Consider the following 14,170-nt stretch of genomic DNA (forward strand, 5'->3'; position numbering starts at 1 on the left):
ATGGATACCCTCACTCCCCCCGACCCCAGCTAAGGCCTCCCCCGACGTTGTCTTGCCGCATGGCAGGCCTACGGCGGGGAAAGCCGGCTCGCGATCCCGGGAACGAAACCCTGTCGCCTCACTCGCGGCCTGCGCTTGAGCACGGCCTTCGGCCCAGGGGGCTCGCTCACCACCGGGACGAAACCCCGGTGAAATCCCTCGCCCTCCTGGCCCGAAGCCATTACCTCGGCGGCACCGCCCCCCCCTCTTCCCACCGGGGCCATGACCGTGGCCGGCCTCCAGCTTCAGAGATTCGGCTCCTCGCCGCGGCGCAGCCGGCGCAGGTTCCAGAAGTGACGGGCCAGCACCAGCAGGGCGAAGCCGGTGACCACCAGGGCGTAGTCCGGCGCCAGCCACAGGCTGGCCAGGGGCGCCAGCAGGGCGCTGCTCAGCGAGGCCACCGCCGCGGTACGCACCCTCCAGGCCAGCAGCACCCAGCAAATGGCACAGAGCAGGGCCACCGGCGGCACCAGTACCAGCAGCACGCCGAAGGCGCTGGCCACCGCCTTGCCGCCGCGAAAGCGGTGCCATAGCGGGTAGCTGTGCCCCAACAGCACCGTCAGCCCCACCAGCCCCTGAGCCCAGGGCGCAAGCCCCAGGGCCATGCCGAGCCACAGCACCGGCATGCCCTTGCCGGCATCCAGGGCCAGGGTGGCCAGGGCCAGGGGCATGCCATGCAGGCGCAGCACATTGGAAAAGCCGGGATTGCGAGAGCCGGCGAAGCGGGGGTCCCCCACCCCGGCCAGGCGGCAGACGGTCAACGACCCCAGCCAGGAACCGCACAGGTAACCTAGCCCCATCAGGGCGAGCAGCAGGGCCAGTGTCGTGGGCGACATGAACGGTTCCCGAAGCGAGGCGACACCATGATTCTGCCTGGCGAGTCGCGTACAATCGAGCCTTTGCCACACCACCACGACCAAGGCAGGGGTAGGGAATGGATCTCGTGCTGATCGAGGCACTCGCAGTGGACACCGTGATCGGCGTCTACGACTGGGAACGCAGCATCCAGCAGCGGCTGGTACTGGACCTGGCCCTGGCCACCGATATCCGCCCGGCGGCGGCCAATGACGACCTGAGCCAGACCCTGAACTATGCCGCCATCAGCGAGCGCATCGCCGCCTTCGCCGCGGCCCATGATTTCGAACTGGTGGAGACCTTCGCCGAGCGCCTGGCCGCGACCCTGCGTGCGGAGTTCGGCATTCCCTGGCTGCGGCTGACCGTGCGCAAGCCCGGCGCCGTGCCCCAGGCGGCGGCGGTGGGCGTGACCATCGAGCGGGGGCAGCGAGCATGAGGGTCACCGCCAGCATCGGCAGCAATATCGACCGCGACCACCATGTGCGCCGCTGCCTGGATGCCCTGGCCGAGGCCTTCGGCGAGCTGGAGATCTCGCGGGTCTTCGACAGCGAGCCGGTGGGCTTCGAGGATGGCCGCAACTTCTACAACCTGGTGGTGGCCTTCGACAGCGACGCCTCGGTGGGCGAGTTGCAGGCCTGGTGCAAGCGCCTGGAGTTCGCCCATGGGCGGCGCAAGGACAGCCCCAAGTTCAGCCCCCGCACCCTGGATATCGACCTGCTGACGGTGGGCGAGCTGACCGGGACGCATGACGGCGTGCCCCTGCCCCGGGACGAGATCCTCCACCACGCCTTCGTGCTCTGGCCCCTGGCCGAGCTGCTCCCCGCGGCGCGCCACCCGCGGGATGGCCGGCGTTACGACGAGCTCTGGGCCGCCTTCGACAAGCGCGACCAGAGCCTGCGGCCGGTGGACTTTACCTGGCGGGGCCGGCGGATCTCCTGGCCGGATTAGGCCTTTCCGACACTGGCTCGCCCCTCAGCCAGCGGCCTTCTTAGGGTTCGTCCCGACAAGGCGCCTGCGGCGCCAATCGCTCGGCGAAGCCGAGCTCCCACAACGGCAGCCACCCCCACGGCACCTCCCTTCCCGATCAGGGCGTCGCCCCGCCCTCTTCGCCGGCCAGGGCCGCGGCGATCGCCTCCTGACGGTGCCGGGCCAGGGCCTCGCCCAGGGCCTTGCCCTTGAAGCCCTCCTCCATCAGCGCCCGCGGCACCACCTGCCCGGCCAGGCGCCAGGCCAGCGACAGGTCGGTGGCCAGCTCAGCATGCTCCAGGCTGACCAGTGCCAGCAGCGGCGGCACCCGCTCCGGGCGGCGCCAGGCGTCGACCCCGTCCAGCCAGGCCTGGACCCGCGCCGCCGTCAGCGGCCCCACCTCGGCGGCCTGCCATAACTCTCGGGTCAGCGCCGCCTGGCGGGCCAGGGCCGCATAGGCCTTGGGCAGCCGCAGGCGTTCGCCGAGCCGGGCGCGTTCGTCGTCGTCCAGGTGCTCGACGAGCCGCGCCCAGCGCCACAGGCTGAGTTCGGCGTCATCCTCCGGCAGGCACGGCAGGCGATCCAGGGCGGCGTCCAGGGCCGCCTCATCGGCGGCCAGCTCCGGCCACCACACCGCCAGGGCGCCGCACGCCCGCAGGGCCTGAAAATAGGCCTCGGGATGGGGCTCGCCGAGGGCCTTCTCGGTCTCGACCCAGACCCGTTCCGCCACCAGGTGGGCCAGCTCGCCATCCGCCACCAGTCGGCTCATCAGCGCTCGGGTCTGCTCGGCGATGGTGAAGCCCAGGCCGCAGTAGCGGGCCAGGAAACGCGCCGTGCGCAGCACCCGCAGCGGGTCCTCGACGAAGGCCGGCGAGACATGGCGCAGGCTATGCGCCTCGAGATCGGCCAGGCCGCCGTAGGGGTCCACCAGGCGGCCGTCCGGGGCCTCGGCCATGGCGTTGATGGTCAGGTCGCGACGCGCCAGGTCCTCCTCCAGGGTGACCTCGGGGCTGGCATGCACCACGAAGCCGGTGTAGCCGTGACCGGCCTTGCGCTCGGTGCGGGCCAGGGCGTACTCCTCATGGGTCTCGGGGTGCAGGAACACCGGGAAGTCGCGGCCCACCGGCTTGAAACCGCGCCGACGCATCGCCTCGGGGGTCGCCCCCACCACCACCCAGTCGCGGTCGGTGACCGGCCAGCCCAGGCGGGCGTCGCGCACCGCGCCGCCCACGCAGTAGACCTCCAGGCCCTCGAGGAAGGCATCCATGGCTAGCGCGCCACCCGCTCGGGATGGCGGGCGGCCCAGTCGCTGAAGCCGCCGTCCAGGCTGTAGACCCGCTCATAGCCCTGGCCGCCCAGCCAGGCGGCGGCCTGTTGGCTGGAGTTGCCGTGGTAGCAGACCACCACCAGGGGACGCTCCCTGGGGGCCTCCTCCAGCAAGGCCGCCACGCTGGTGTTGTCCAGGTGGCGGCTGCCGGGGATATGGCCCTGGGAGAAGCTCAGGGGGTCGCGGATATCCACCAGGGTCAGGGGGGCCTGGTCGGCCAGCCAGCCGGCCAGGGTGTCCACGTCGAGGTGCTCGAAGGGGGCTTGGTTCATGGTGACTCCGAAAATCGTGGGGAGAGGTCAGCGTTGCCGGCTGGGGACACTATGGCGTTCGCCGCTGGCCAGGTCGAGGGCGGTGAGGTGGCCGCCCCAGACGCAGCCGGTGTCCAGGGCCTGGGCATCGACGCGGCTGCCGGGGGTGTGGCCCTCCAGGGCCGCCCAGTGACCGAAGAGGATCCGCGGCGCGTCGTCGCGGGGGTACTGGAACCAGGGAGCGAAGCCCGGCGGTGCCGAGTCGAGGCCCTCCTTGGCGGAGAAGTCGAGGCAGCCCCGGGCGTCGATGAAGCGCATGCGGGTCAGGGTGTTGACGATCAGCCGCAGCCGCTCGATGCCCTCCAGGTCGTCCCGCCAGCAGGCCGGGCGATTGCCGTACATGTCGCCCAGGAAGGCGCCGCTGGCCTCGCTCCCCAGGGCCCGGCTCACCTCGGCGGCCAGGGCCTCGGCCCGGGCCAGCGACCAGTGGGGCGGCAGGCCGGCATGGCTCATGACGTCCTCGCCGTCACGCACCAGCAGCGGCCGGGACTGCAGCCAGTCGAGCAGCGCCTCGCGATCCGGGGCGGCGAGGATCGCGTCCAGGGTGTCGCTGCGCTTGAGGCCGGCATCGCCCCGGGCCACCGCCAGCAGGTGCAGGTCATGGTTGCCCAGCACCACCCGGGCGGCCTCGCCCAGGGCGGCCACCTCGCGCAGGCAGGCCAGCGAGCCCGGGCCGCGATTGACCAGGTCGCCGGCCAACCACAGCCGGTCGCGGCGCGGGTCGAAGGAGAGGCGCTCCAGCAGGGCGACGAACTCGTCGTGACAGCCCTGAAGGTCGCCGATGGCATAGGTGGTCATGGTGGCTCCTGGCGCCGTCGATCAGTGGACCTGGTTGGGACCGGCCAGCCGGAAGGGGGCGATGGGCACCTCGAAGTGGGTCTGGGTGGCGGTCTCGATGCAGGTATAGGCCCCCTCCATCACCCCCACCGGGCCGTCCAGTACCGCTCGGCTGGTGTAGCGAAAGGTCTGGCCGGGGCCGATCAGCGGCTGCTTACCCACCACGCCCTTACCACGCACCTCCTGGACCTGGCCGCTGCCCTGGGTAATCTTCCAGTGGCGGGCCAGCAGCTGCACGCTGTGCCGGGAGTGGTTGTGCACGGTGATGGTGTAGCTGAACACATAGCGCTGCTCCGCCGGCGACGACTCCTCCGCCTGGAACTCGGGCTCCACGTCGATACGAATGGCCTGGGTCAGTGACTCGCTCTCGCCCATGGGTTTCAAGCGCCCTCCTCGGCCAGGGAATTGGCGATGCGCACGAACTCCTCGACGCTCAGGGTCTGGGGACGCCGACCCGGGTCGATGCCCAGCTCGCTCAGCGCCTCGGCGGAGATGCGCCCCTTGAGGTTGTTGCGCAGTGTCTTGCGCCGCTGGCCGAAGGCCTCGCGCACCAGGTCGAAGAGCAGCGCCTCGTCGCGGGCCCGGTGCGGCAGGCGCTCGTGGGGGGTCAGGCGCACGATGGCCGAGTCCACCTTGGGACGCGGCACGAAGGCCTCCGGCGGCACCACGAACAGCGAGTCGACGCGACAGTAGTACTGGGCCATCACCGAGAGGCGACCCCAGTCGGCGCTGTCGGGGCTCGCGGCCAGGCGCTCCACCACCTCCTTCTGCAGCATGAAGTGCATATCGGCGATGGCATCGCCGGCGCCGAGCAGGTGCACGATCAAGGGCGTGGAGATGTTGTAGGGCAGGTTACCCACCACCCGCAGCGCCGGCCCCTCGCCGCGCAGGGCGCGGAAGTCGAACTTGAGGGCGTCGCCCTCGTGGATCACGAAATCGGGGTAGTTGAAGAACTGCACCCGCAGGCCGGGGATCAGGTCGCGATCCAGCTCGATCACCTCCAGGGCGCCGGCGGCCTCCAGCAGGGGGCCGGTGAGCGCCCCCTGGCCGGGGCCGATCTCCAGCAGGCGCTCCCCGGAACGCGGGCCGATGGCGCGGACGATCCGCGAGATGATGCCGGCATCGCGCAGGAAGTTCTGCCCGAAACGTTTACGGGCCCGATGCATCGGGGGTCGAGATGACATGCGCGTTAGGATCCTTTGCTGCAAGAAGAGTCGAGTATCGGCTAGGCCGGGCGACGGGCGCGGGCCTCGGCCATCTGCGCCGCCAGGGCCAGGGCCACCCGCAGGCTGTCGGGGTCGGCGCGGCCGCTGCCGGCCAGGTCCAGGGCGGTGCCGTGGTCCACCGAGGTACGCACCAGCGGCAGGCCCAGGGTGATATTGGCGCCGCGACCGAAACCGGCGTACTTGAGCACCGCCAGTCCCTGATCATGATACATGGCCAGCACCGCGTCGGCCCCCTCGAGATGCCGCGGGGTGAAGAGGGTGTCCGCCGGCAGCGGCCCCACCAGGTCGAGGCCCTCGCCGCGCAGCGCTTCCAGGGTCGGGGTGATCACCTCGATCTCCTCGCGACCCAGGTGGCCGTCCTCCCCGGCGTGGGGGTTGAGGCCGCAGACCAGGATGCGCGGGGCAGCCAGGCCGAAGTCGCGGCGCAGGCCGGCCGCCAGGCGCCGCAACACTCGGGTCAGCCCGGCGGCGGTGATGGCATCGGGCACCTGGCGCAGGGGCAGGTGGGTGGTGGCCAGGGCCACCCGCAGCGGGCACTGGGCCTGACCCAGTACCCGGCCATGCAGGGCGGCGTCGGTGGCCAGCATCATCACCACCTCGTCGACGCCGCAGGCGTCGCGCAGGTACTCGGTATGGCCGGTGAAGCCGGGGTGGCCGCCCTCGATGATCGCCCCCTTGTGCAGGGGCGCGGTGACCATCGCCTGGGCGCGGCCGTCCCGACAGGCGGCGATGGCCAGGTCCAGGGAGGCCAGCACATAGTCGGCGTTGGCGGGGTCGACCCGCCCCGGGGTCACCGGCGCCGCCAGGGGCACCGGCCAGACCGCCAGCTCGCCGACCACCCGGGGCCCCGGGGCCTCCTGGGGCGCCAGCTCGCGGAGATGCACCGCCAGGCCCAGCTGGCGGGCGCGCTCGGCGAGCAGGGCCGGGTCGCCGATGGCCACCGGGCGCCCCGGCAGGGGCGCCGGGTCGGCGGCCAGCATCAGCGCCAGGTCGGGACCGATGCCGGCGGGCTCGCCGCAGGTCAGGGCCAGGACGGGCTCGACCATGGCCGCCTCAGAGGCGCACATCGACGAAGGCCTGGCCGCGAATCTCCTGCAGCCAGGTCTCGATCTCCTCGTTGACCTTGCGCTGGAAGAGCCGCTCCCGGGCCTGCTGGCGCTGCGCCTCGGCGGCCATGCCCTGACCGCCCTGGCGCTCCACCAGCTTGACCAGGTGGAAGCCGCTGGGGCTGCGCAGCGGCTCGCTGACCTCGCCCACGGCGAGCCCCGGCACCACGTCGACGAACAGGCTGGGCAGCTCGCCGGCGGCGCGCCAGCCCAGATCACCGCCTTCCAGGGCCTGTCCCCCGTCGGAGTGGGCGGCGGCCAGGGCGGCGAAATCCGCCCCGCCGGCCAGCTCGTCGGCCAGGCGGCGCACCTCGCGCTGGGCGGCCTGGACCCGATCGCTGCTCGGCGACTGGGGCAGGGCCACCAGGATATGGCCCAGGCGATAGCGCACGTCGCCGGCCTCGCCCTGCTGCTCGAGGAAGCGGTCCACCTCGCGCTCGCTGATGGTGATGCGGCTGGCCACCTCACGCTGGACCAGCTCGCGCAGCAGCAGCTCGCGGCGGATGTCCTCGCGCACCTGGGCCAGGCTCAGGCCATCCGCCTCCAGGGCATCGGCGAACTGCTCGAGACCCATGCCATTGCTCTGGGCCACGCTGCGCACGGCGCGATTGAGCTCGGTCTCGTCGACGCTGAGGTTGGCCTCCTCGGCCCGCTGCAGCTGAATCTCCTCGACGATCATGCGCTCCAGCACCTGCTCGCGCAGCGCCGCCTCGCCGGGGGCCTGAATGCCGCGCCCGGCCAGCTGGCCGCGCACCTGGGCCAGGCGTGCCTCCAGCTCGCTGTCCATGATGGCGCCCTGATTGACCACCGCCACGATCCGATCCAGCGCCTGGCGCTCGATGGACTGCGCCGGGAAATCCCCCAGGGACGCGCTCTGGGCCTGGACCGCTGCGGGCAGGGCCAGCAGCGACAGCGCCACGCCCAGGGTGGCGGAGAAACGACTGCGCATAGCTACCTCATTGAGTGTCTTGATCATCGAAATTCCAATCTCGTCTCTGGCTCCCTGGCGACCGGCAGCGACTTAGAACGACAGGTCGGTCGGCCGATAGCCCGGTATCGCCTGTTCGAAATAGCCGCCGGCATCGCCGCCCACGCCGCCGAGCCCCTTGAGCACGAAACGCAGGAAGACGCCACGGTCGCTGAAGTCGTCGGCCAGGATCCCGGTGTCATTGTCATCCACCCACTCCCGCCATACCAGCTGCACGCCGTAACAGCAGTCGTTCCACTGCACCCCGGCGAGCTGATCCAGGGTCCGGTCATTGGTGTTGTCGTAGAGCAGGCGGCCGATCAGGTCGACCCGGGCATTGGCGCGCCAGGCGAAGGAGACGTCGAACTCCTCGCGATCGAAATCGCGGAAGGCGTCATCGCTCACCTCCACCGAGGGATCGAAGCCTTGGAGCTCCCAGCGGTAGCCGAGGTTCAACACGTGTCCCCGGGGATCGCGATACTGCAGGCCGGCGCTGGCCTTCTCGGTGCGCTCCAGGTGGTCGTCGTAGAGCAGCTCGTAGTAGCTGCTCCAGCGGGCGCCATGGCGCCAGTCGGCGCGGGCCACCAGGGGCGAGCGCTCGCGGGTGGCATTGTAGTGACGCTGGAAATCCGCCTCCGGCGGCAGGGTATCGGGGTCCCCCTCCAGGTCGATATGGCGATCCTCGAAGTAGAGGGCCTGGCCCAGGTGCAGGCCGAGGCGTTCGCGACCGCTGGCGTCCTCGAGCAGGCGACTGCTCAGGCCGTAGGAGAGGCGATTGAGGTCGCCGACCCGATCGGCGCCGGAGAAGCGGTAGGGGGACCACAGCTGCTGCCAGGAGAAGGGACGCTCGCTGGCGTCGAAATCGGGCAGCTCGCGCTGGTCCCGGGCCGGCACATAGGCGTAGTTGAGGCGCGGCTCCAGGGTCTGGCGGTAGCCGGTGTCGCCCCACGCCAGGGGGCGCTCGAAGACCAGGCCGCCGTCCACCGAGACCACCGGCAGATTGCGATCCGGACGCCGGTCGCGGGTCGTGGCCAGGCCGTCGTAATCCAGGTCATAGGCGGTGTGCAGCCACTCCAGGCGCGGCTCCAGGTGACCCCAGCTCGGGTCGAGGCGCCAGCCCACCGCCGGCGCGAGGTGTAGCCGGGTGCCGGTGGCCGCCTCGCGCAGGGGCACCGCGCCGGGATCCACGTCGCGCCAGAAGTGGGTCAGGTTGGAGCGCCACTGCTGGTAGAAGCCCCCCTGCTGCCAGCGCGCATCGGCGGTCAGGCTGGGCAGGCGATAGAAGGGCTTGTCGCGATCGAGCAGCGGCTCGTCGAGGCGTTGGAAGCCCTGGGCCCGCGCCTCCAGGCGCCAGACCTCCCCGCGGTAGTCGAGGCGCGCCAGGCGCGGCATATAGGTGGAGGAGCGCTCGCCGAAGTCGCCGCCGAAGTCGTCGAAGTAGCGGCCGTCGCTGGCGGCGCCGTAGCGCAGCTCGTAGCGCAGCCGTTCGGAGGCGCGCCCCTGGTGGCGGAAATCGACATACCAGCGATCCTCGCCCTCGAAGCGTCGCCCGACGCCGCCCGCCGGGCCGCTGCCGCCGTCGTCGCCGCTCAGGAAGGCGCCGTCGAGCTGGCCGGCATCGCTGGCGTAGAGATAGCGGTACTGGCCCCCCAGCAGCAGGCCCCGGTCGCCGATCCAGCGCGGGGTCAGGGTGGCGTCCCGGTTGGGGGCGATGTTCCAGTAGTAGGGCTGGGCATAGTCGAGGCCATCGCCGGAGACGCTCAGCACCGGCCAAAGGAAGCCGGTATGGCGGCGATCGTCGATGGGGAAGCGCAGCCAGGGCCAGTAGAAGACCGGCACCCGACCCAGCTCCAGGCGCGCATGGCGGGCGGTGCCGAAGCCGCTCTCGCGATCCAGCAGCAGGTCACCGGTGACCAGCCGCCAAAGCTCGCTGCCGGGCTCGCAGCGGGTAAAGCTGGCCGAGGCCAGGCGGAAGCGGCCATCGGCGAGGCGTTCGAGACGCTGGGCGCCGCCCCGCAGGCGCTGCTCGTGGGCCACGTAGTGGGCCTGGTCGATGCGCGCGCCATCGTCCACCAGGGAGAGCTCGGCGGCCTCGCCGCGGACCAGCAGGCCGGCATCGCGCAGCGCCAAGGGGCCGTCCGCCAGGGCCCGATCGCGCTCGGCGGTGACCCGCACCCGCGGCGACTCCAGCTGGCTGGTGCCACGCCGCAGCACCACCTCCCCGCCGAGGATCACCTCGCCATCGGCGCCATAGTTGGCCTGCTCCGAGATGCCCACCACCTCCTCGGGGGCGGCGCCGGCGGGCAGCCGATAGTCGGGCATCAGGTAACGGCCCCGGCACAGGGCGTCGGCGGGGCGCTGATCCCCCCAGGGGTGCCAGTCGAGCTGGCTGGCCGCCAGCGGCTCGGGAGGGGCCGCCTGGGCCAGCCCCCACAGGGAGGTGGCGCCGACCAGGCCGGCCAGGGCAGTCCGGGTGAGTCGCTTGCCCATCGTCGTCGGTGTCCTTGGCGAATGAAATCGGTATTATACAGCGCGTATTTCGGCTCTGCTGCGCGGGGCGGCGCCCGGCAGCATGGCGAGCCGGCAAGGGGACTCGGCGGTTGCGCCGCCGGCCCCGTCTCGCGCAAGCAGCGCCCAGCATGCGGCGCCGTCCCCGAGGCGTCAACTTCGCCGCCACGATCCCGCCGTCCGAGGGACGAGCGCCCGCCAGCAAGGAGTTCCTATGCCCCCGGCCGCTTCCGCGCCGCGTCTCGATCGCCTTCGTCACTGGTTCGCCGCCCGGCACGGCCTGGCCCTCGAGGCCTGCGACCCGACCCTGGCCGCCGGCGATGCCAGCTTTCGCCGCTACTACCGCGCCGGCCTCCCGGGCGGCGAGACGCGAATCCTGATGGATGCCCCGCCCGCCCAGGAGGACAGTCGCCCCTTCGTGGCCATCGCCGAGGCCTGGGAGGCCGCCGGCCTGCCGGTGCCGCACCTCTACGGCGTCGACCTCGAGGCCGGCTTCCTGGAGCTGCAGGACCTGGGCGATACCCCCTTGTCGGCCTGCTTCGATGACGAGGCCTCCACCCTGGCCTGGCACCGGCGAGCCCTCGCCCTGCTGCACCGCCTGCAGGCGGCCGCCCCGACCGAGGGGCTGCCGGCCTATGATGCCGCCCTGCTGGGCCGCGAGCTGGATCTCTTTCCCGACTGGTGCCTGAGCTGGCTGGGGCTCCCCACGCCGCCGAGCTGGCCGGCCCTGCGCGCGGCGCTGATCGACTCGGCCCTGGCTCAGCCGCGGGTGGCGGTGCACCGGGACTTCGATGCCATGAACCTGATGGTCCAGGGCGAGACCCTGACGCTGATCGATTTCCAGGACGCCGTGGCGGGCCCGCCGAGCTACGACCTGATCTCGTTGCTGCGGGGCCGCTACCAGCGCTTCGACGCCGCGACCTTCGCCGCCTTCGTGGACGACTTCCGGGAACGCGCCCAGGCCGAAGGGCGCCTGCCGGCCGACCTGGATGCCGCCACCTGGCGGCACCAGGTCGACGCCATGGCCGCCCAGCGCGCCCTCAAGGTGCTGGGAATCTTCTGCCGCCTGACCCACCGCGACCACAAGGCCGGCTACCTGGCGCGCCTGCCCCACTTCCTGGATCACCTGCGCGACAGCCTGACCGAACTGCCGGCACATGACGACTTCAGCGCCTGGCTGGAGGGCGACTTCGCCCCGTCGTTAACGGCCGCACTGGCCCGGGAGGAGCTCGACAGATGAAGGCGATGATCCTGGCCGCCGGCCTCGGCACCCGCATGCGCCCCCTCACCGACCACTGCCCCAAGCCGCTGCTGCCGGTGGCCGGCAAGGCGCTGATCGTGCACCATCTGGAGCGCCTGGCGGCGGCCGGCATCACCGAGGTGGTGATCAATGTCAGCTACCGAGCGGAGCAGATCATGACGGCGCTGGGGGACGGCTCGGCTCAGGGCGTACGCATCGCCTGGAGCCGCGAGGACGCCCCCCTGGAGACCGGTGGCGGCATCCGCCAGGCCCTGCCGCTGCTGGGCAAGGCCCCCTTCCTGCTGGTCAATGGCGATATCTGGTGCGACCTGGACCCACGCCGGCTGCCACCCCTGGGCGAGGACCTGGCCCATCTAGTGCTGGTGGACAACCCCGACCATCACCCGCACGGCGACTTCCATCTGGATGCGCGGGGTCGGGTGCAGGAACACGGCGAGCCACGCCTGACCTTCGCCGGGCTGAGCCTGCTGGACCCGGCCCTGGTGGCCGACGAGGCCCCCGGCGCCTTCCCCCTGGCGCCGCTGCTGCGCCGGGCCATGGCGGCGGGACGGGTGGAGGGCAGCCACCACCGCGGCGACTGGGTCGACGTGGGCACCCCCGAGCGCCTGACGGCCCTGGATCGTCGCCTCACTCCCCGGATTCGAGGCTAAGCATTCGCCTCGACAGACACACGCAGTTGCACAACGAGAAGGAGCACGGCTTATGCAAGCCTCAGTGAAGTGGACCGACGGTCGTCAATTCGTTGCAGAGAGCGGCAGTGGCCATAGCGTGGTGATCGATGGTCCCCCCGACCATGGCGGCCGCAATACCGGGCCCCGCCCCATGGAGATGCTGCTGATGGGCCTGGGCGCCTGCACCTCCTTCGACGTGCTGGAGATCCTCGAGAAGTCCCGGGCCGACGTGCACGACTGCGTGGCCAAGGTGGAGGCGGAGCGCGCCGACAGCGTGCCCAGCGTCTTCACCAAGATTCATGTGCACTTCACCGTGAGCGGCAAGAACCTCAAGGAGAAGCAGGTGCAGCGGGCGGTGGAACTCTCCGCCGACAAGTACTGCAGCGCCTCCATCATGCTCGGCAAGGGCGGCGTGGAGATCAGCCACTCCTATACCATCGTCGAAGACTAACGCCGGCCACCGGCCCCCAAGCAAACCGCCCCCATGGCAATGGCCATGGGGGCGGTTTCTCTTCCAGCTTTAGGCTTCCAGCTTCAGGCTTCCGGCTTCAGGCTCCGGGCGAAGCCCGGGTGGGCTTAAAGCTTATAGACGCTCTTGGTCATCACCTTGGACATCAGCCGCATGCCCAGCTTGACCGGAGCCGGGAAGCGGGCGCCGCCGGCCTCCAGGGCCCAGCGCTCGTGGTGGGCCTCGTCCTCGCGCATCTGCGCCAGCACCGCCCGGGAGCGACGGTCGCCGGCGGGCAGCGTCTCCAGGTGCTCGTCCAGGTGCTTGCCCACCTGCTCCTCGGTGGCGGCGACGAAGCCCAGGCTGACCCGGTCGCCCACAGCACCGGCCACCGCGCCCAGGCCGAAGGAGGCGGCATAGAAGGCCGGGTTGAGCAGGCTGGTGCGTCCGCCCAGTTCCTCCAGGCGCTCGTCGCACCAGGCCAGGTGATCGATCTCCTCCTGGGCGGCCTGCTCCATCTGCTCGCGGGTATCCGGCAGCTTGGCGGTCAGCCCCTGGCCCTGGTAGAGGGCCTGGGCGCAGACCTCGCCGGTATGGTTGATGCGCATCAGGCCGATGGCGCGTTCGCGCTCCCGCTCGTCCAGGGGCTCGTCGTCCACCCCCGTCGACGGCGAGGGGCGCGAGGGCTGGGCGGCATGGGGCACCAGGGTGCGCAGCACGGTATCGAACTGGTGAATCAGGCGGTCGCTGGGGGTCAGGTGACGCATGGGATAAGCCTCGTGACAACTGGGCTCAGTTTACCCCAGCGCCCCTCACCTCCCAACCCGCATTATCGCCTGGCCGGAACGAATCGAGCCGGGGCAAGGCCCCGGCTCGAGAGAAGATGCACCGATGCGTCGCTACGCGACAAGAAGGCGCGACACGCAGAGGGCCCGATACTCGGCAACCCCGAGCGCTTGGTCGCAGGGCGCCGGCTAACCAGCCGGCCAAGTGAAGCGGCGACCGCCCATCAGGTGCATATGTATATGGTAGACCGTCTGGCCCCCCTTTTCATTGCAGTTCATCAGCACCCGATAGCCCTCCTCGGCGAAGCCGGCTTCCTTGGCCAGCTTGGCGGCGGTGTACTGCAGGCGCCCCACCAGGGCCAGGTCCGCCTCCTCGACATCGTTGAGGGTGGCGATATGCGTCTTGGGGATGATCAGCATATGGGTCGGGGCCTGGGGATTGATGTCGTTGAAGGCGAGCACATGCTCGTCTTCGTAGACGATATCGGCGGGAATCTCGCGGTTGATGATCTTGCAGAACAGGCAATCCATAGGGCCCTCCGGTCTCATGGGGGTCGTAATAGCATCGACGGAACATGAGGTTACCTCCACATACCAGCGCTGTCAGTCGATATCTGCCACCACGCGCGGAGTCAAGCCACTGCAACCCCCATCATCTAGACATTAGTCTAACCCCTGTTGCCCTGGGGATAGCGACCGTCTAATCTTCAAAATGTTGACGTTAACATTGCGAAGAAATGAAGCCAGCAGGCGCTCAAGTGAGATGTAAATTAGAGTGCTTATAAATTCCCTGACATGCACACAGAAAATGGCGACTTCCTAATATACCAGTGCAGCTACCAGGGCGTTGCGAGCCACACTTG

Annotated in this window: 16 protein-coding genes; 5 read left to right on the plus strand and 11 right to left on the minus strand. The window is 70.5% G+C overall.

The window, feature by feature from the left end; translation table 11 throughout:
* Positions 1 to 284: 284 nt before the first annotated feature.
* A complete protein-coding gene (plsY, locus tag NFU04_RS03790) occupies positions 285 to 875 on the minus strand; it encodes a glycerol-3-phosphate 1-O-acyltransferase PlsY (protein ID WP_251308177.1) in 591 nt (196 codons plus the stop codon).
* Positions 876 to 973: 98 nt separating this feature from the next.
* Here plsY and folB point away from each other — a divergent pair, with 98 nt between their 5' ends.
* Both folB and folK read left to right on the plus strand, forming a co-directional pair.
* Positions 974 to 1,330: a dihydroneopterin aldolase gene (gene folB / locus NFU04_RS03795; RefSeq protein WP_251308178.1), complete on the plus strand. Its 357-nt coding sequence runs from the start codon at positions 974 to 976 to the stop codon at positions 1,328 to 1,330.
* The gene (gene folK / locus NFU04_RS03800) at positions 1,327 to 1,842 is read left to right on the plus strand and encodes a 2-amino-4-hydroxy-6-hydroxymethyldihydropteridine diphosphokinase (protein WP_146801502.1); all 516 of its coding nucleotides are present in this window, start codon (positions 1,327 to 1,329) and stop codon (positions 1,840 to 1,842) included. Before folB ends, folK begins: the two co-directional genes overlap by 4 nt.
* A 136-nt stretch (positions 1,843 to 1,978) precedes the next feature.
* Here folK and NFU04_RS03805 read toward each other — a convergent pair whose 3' ends face one another.
* From NFU04_RS03805 to NFU04_RS03840, 8 genes are all read right to left on the minus strand, one after another.
* Positions 1,979 to 3,127, minus strand: coding sequence for a polynucleotide adenylyltransferase (locus NFU04_RS03805; protein WP_285835112.1), 1,149 nt, complete (start codon positions 3,125 to 3,127; stop codon positions 1,979 to 1,981).
* 2 nt (positions 3,128 to 3,129) lie between these two features.
* A complete protein-coding gene (glpE, locus tag NFU04_RS03810) occupies positions 3,130 to 3,459 on the minus strand; it encodes a thiosulfate sulfurtransferase GlpE (RefSeq protein ID WP_198056990.1) in 330 nt (109 codons plus the stop codon).
* A 27-nt stretch (positions 3,460 to 3,486) separates the two neighbouring features.
* Positions 3,487 to 4,296 carry a symmetrical bis(5'-nucleosyl)-tetraphosphatase gene (locus NFU04_RS03815; protein ID WP_251308179.1) on the minus strand — a complete coding sequence of 270 codons (810 nt, stop codon included), beginning with the start codon at positions 4,294 to 4,296 and terminating at the stop codon, positions 3,487 to 3,489.
* Positions 4,297 to 4,317: 21 nt separating this feature from the next.
* A complete protein-coding gene (gene apaG, locus NFU04_RS03820) occupies positions 4,318 to 4,710 on the minus strand; it encodes a Co2+/Mg2+ efflux protein ApaG (protein ID WP_251308331.1) in 393 nt (130 codons plus the stop codon).
* Positions 4,711 to 4,715: 5 nt separating this feature from the next.
* On the minus strand, positions 4,716 to 5,519 hold the full coding sequence (gene rsmA / locus NFU04_RS03825) for a 16S rRNA (adenine(1518)-N(6)/adenine(1519)-N(6))-dimethyltransferase RsmA (RefSeq protein ID WP_251308180.1): 804 nt from the start codon (positions 5,517 to 5,519) through the stop codon (positions 4,716 to 4,718).
* Between the two features lie 41 nt (positions 5,520 to 5,560).
* Positions 5,561 to 6,607, minus strand: coding sequence for a 4-hydroxythreonine-4-phosphate dehydrogenase PdxA (gene pdxA, locus NFU04_RS03830; protein WP_251308181.1), 1,047 nt, complete (start codon positions 6,605 to 6,607; stop codon positions 5,561 to 5,563).
* A 7-nt stretch (positions 6,608 to 6,614) separates the two neighbouring features.
* Complete coding sequence (locus tag NFU04_RS03835; RefSeq protein ID WP_251308182.1) at positions 6,615 to 7,616, minus strand: peptidylprolyl isomerase; 1,002 nt, start codon at positions 7,614 to 7,616, stop codon at positions 6,615 to 6,617.
* A gap of 72 nt (positions 7,617 to 7,688) precedes the next feature.
* The gene (locus tag NFU04_RS03840; protein WP_251308183.1) at positions 7,689 to 10,124 is read right to left on the minus strand and encodes an LPS-assembly protein LptD; all 2,436 of its coding nucleotides are present in this window, start codon (positions 10,122 to 10,124) and stop codon (positions 7,689 to 7,691) included.
* Between the two features lie 232 nt (positions 10,125 to 10,356).
* On the opposite strand from NFU04_RS03840, the gene NFU04_RS03845 reads away from it, so the two are divergent.
* From NFU04_RS03845 to NFU04_RS03855, 3 genes are read left to right on the plus strand one after another with little or no spacing between them, the layout of a single operon-like run.
* A complete protein-coding gene (locus NFU04_RS03845; RefSeq protein WP_251308184.1) occupies positions 10,357 to 11,382 on the plus strand; it encodes an aminoglycoside phosphotransferase family protein in 1,026 nt (341 codons plus the stop codon).
* The gene (gene murU, locus NFU04_RS03850; protein WP_251308185.1) at positions 11,379 to 12,053 is read left to right on the plus strand and encodes an N-acetylmuramate alpha-1-phosphate uridylyltransferase MurU; all 675 of its coding nucleotides are present in this window, start codon (positions 11,379 to 11,381) and stop codon (positions 12,051 to 12,053) included. The genes NFU04_RS03845 and murU overlap by 4 nt, the downstream gene beginning before the upstream one ends.
* 52 nt (positions 12,054 to 12,105) lie before the next feature.
* The gene (locus NFU04_RS03855; protein WP_146801493.1) at positions 12,106 to 12,525 is read left to right on the plus strand and encodes an OsmC family protein; all 420 of its coding nucleotides are present in this window, start codon (positions 12,106 to 12,108) and stop codon (positions 12,523 to 12,525) included.
* 125 nt (positions 12,526 to 12,650) lie between these two features.
* Here the strand turns inward: NFU04_RS03855 and coq7 are convergent, their stop codons facing one another.
* Entirely contained in the window at positions 12,651 to 13,289 is a 639-nt protein-coding gene (gene coq7, locus NFU04_RS03860) for a 2-polyprenyl-3-methyl-6-methoxy-1,4-benzoquinone monooxygenase (protein WP_251308186.1), read from the minus strand.
* 207 nt (positions 13,290 to 13,496) lie between these two features.
* Positions 13,497 to 13,838 carry a histidine triad nucleotide-binding protein gene (locus NFU04_RS03865; protein WP_251308187.1) on the minus strand — a complete coding sequence of 114 codons (342 nt, stop codon included), beginning with the start codon at positions 13,836 to 13,838 and terminating at the stop codon, positions 13,497 to 13,499.
* Positions 13,839 to 14,170: the final 332 nt, after the last annotated feature.

The organism is Halomonas sp. NCCP-2165, assembly GCF_023708045.1.
Lineage (GTDB): Bacteria > Pseudomonadota > Gammaproteobacteria > Pseudomonadales > Halomonadaceae > Bisbaumannia > Bisbaumannia pacifica.

What these genes read in the sequence shown, in the direction of transcription:
- NFU04_RS03835 (WP_251308182.1), bottom strand. Translation starts at nt 7,616, where the DNA reads ATGCGCAGTCGTTTCTCCGCCACCCTGGGCGTGGCGCTGTCGCTGCTG.
- folK (WP_146801502.1), top strand. Translation starts at nt 1,327, where the DNA reads ATGAGGGTCACCGCCAGCATCGGCAGCAATATCGACCGCGACCACCAT.
- pdxA (WP_251308181.1), bottom strand. Translation starts at nt 6,607, where the DNA reads ATGGTCGAGCCCGTCCTGGCCCTGACCTGCGGCGAGCCCGCCGGCATC.
- NFU04_RS03805 (WP_285835112.1), bottom strand. Translation starts at nt 3,127, where the DNA reads ATGGATGCCTTCCTCGAGGGCCTGGAGGTCTACTGCGTGGGCGGCGCG.
- NFU04_RS03845 (WP_251308184.1), top strand. Translation starts at nt 10,357, where the DNA reads ATGCCCCCGGCCGCTTCCGCGCCGCGTCTCGATCGCCTTCGTCACTGG.
- murU (WP_251308185.1), top strand. Translation starts at nt 11,379, where the DNA reads ATGAAGGCGATGATCCTGGCCGCCGGCCTCGGCACCCGCATGCGCCCC.
- glpE (WP_198056990.1), bottom strand. Translation starts at nt 3,459, where the DNA reads ATGAACCAAGCCCCCTTCGAGCACCTCGACGTGGACACCCTGGCCGGC.
- apaG (WP_251308331.1), bottom strand. Translation starts at nt 4,710, where the DNA reads ATGGGCGAGAGCGAGTCACTGACCCAGGCCATTCGTATCGACGTGGAG.
- folB (WP_251308178.1), top strand. Translation starts at nt 974, where the DNA reads ATGGATCTCGTGCTGATCGAGGCACTCGCAGTGGACACCGTGATCGGC.
- rsmA (WP_251308180.1), bottom strand. Translation starts at nt 5,519, where the DNA reads ATGTCATCTCGACCCCCGATGCATCGGGCCCGTAAACGTTTCGGGCAG.
- NFU04_RS03865 (WP_251308187.1), bottom strand. Translation starts at nt 13,838, where the DNA reads ATGGATTGCCTGTTCTGCAAGATCATCAACCGCGAGATTCCCGCCGAT.
- NFU04_RS03840 (WP_251308183.1), bottom strand. Translation starts at nt 10,124, where the DNA reads ATGGGCAAGCGACTCACCCGGACTGCCCTGGCCGGCCTGGTCGGCGCC.
- plsY (WP_251308177.1), bottom strand. Translation starts at nt 875, where the DNA reads ATGTCGCCCACGACACTGGCCCTGCTGCTCGCCCTGATGGGGCTAGGT.
- NFU04_RS03855 (WP_146801493.1), top strand. Translation starts at nt 12,106, where the DNA reads ATGCAAGCCTCAGTGAAGTGGACCGACGGTCGTCAATTCGTTGCAGAG.
- NFU04_RS03815 (WP_251308179.1), bottom strand. Translation starts at nt 4,296, where the DNA reads ATGACCACCTATGCCATCGGCGACCTTCAGGGCTGTCACGACGAGTTC.
- coq7 (WP_251308186.1), bottom strand. Translation starts at nt 13,289, where the DNA reads ATGCGTCACCTGACCCCCAGCGACCGCCTGATTCACCAGTTCGATACC.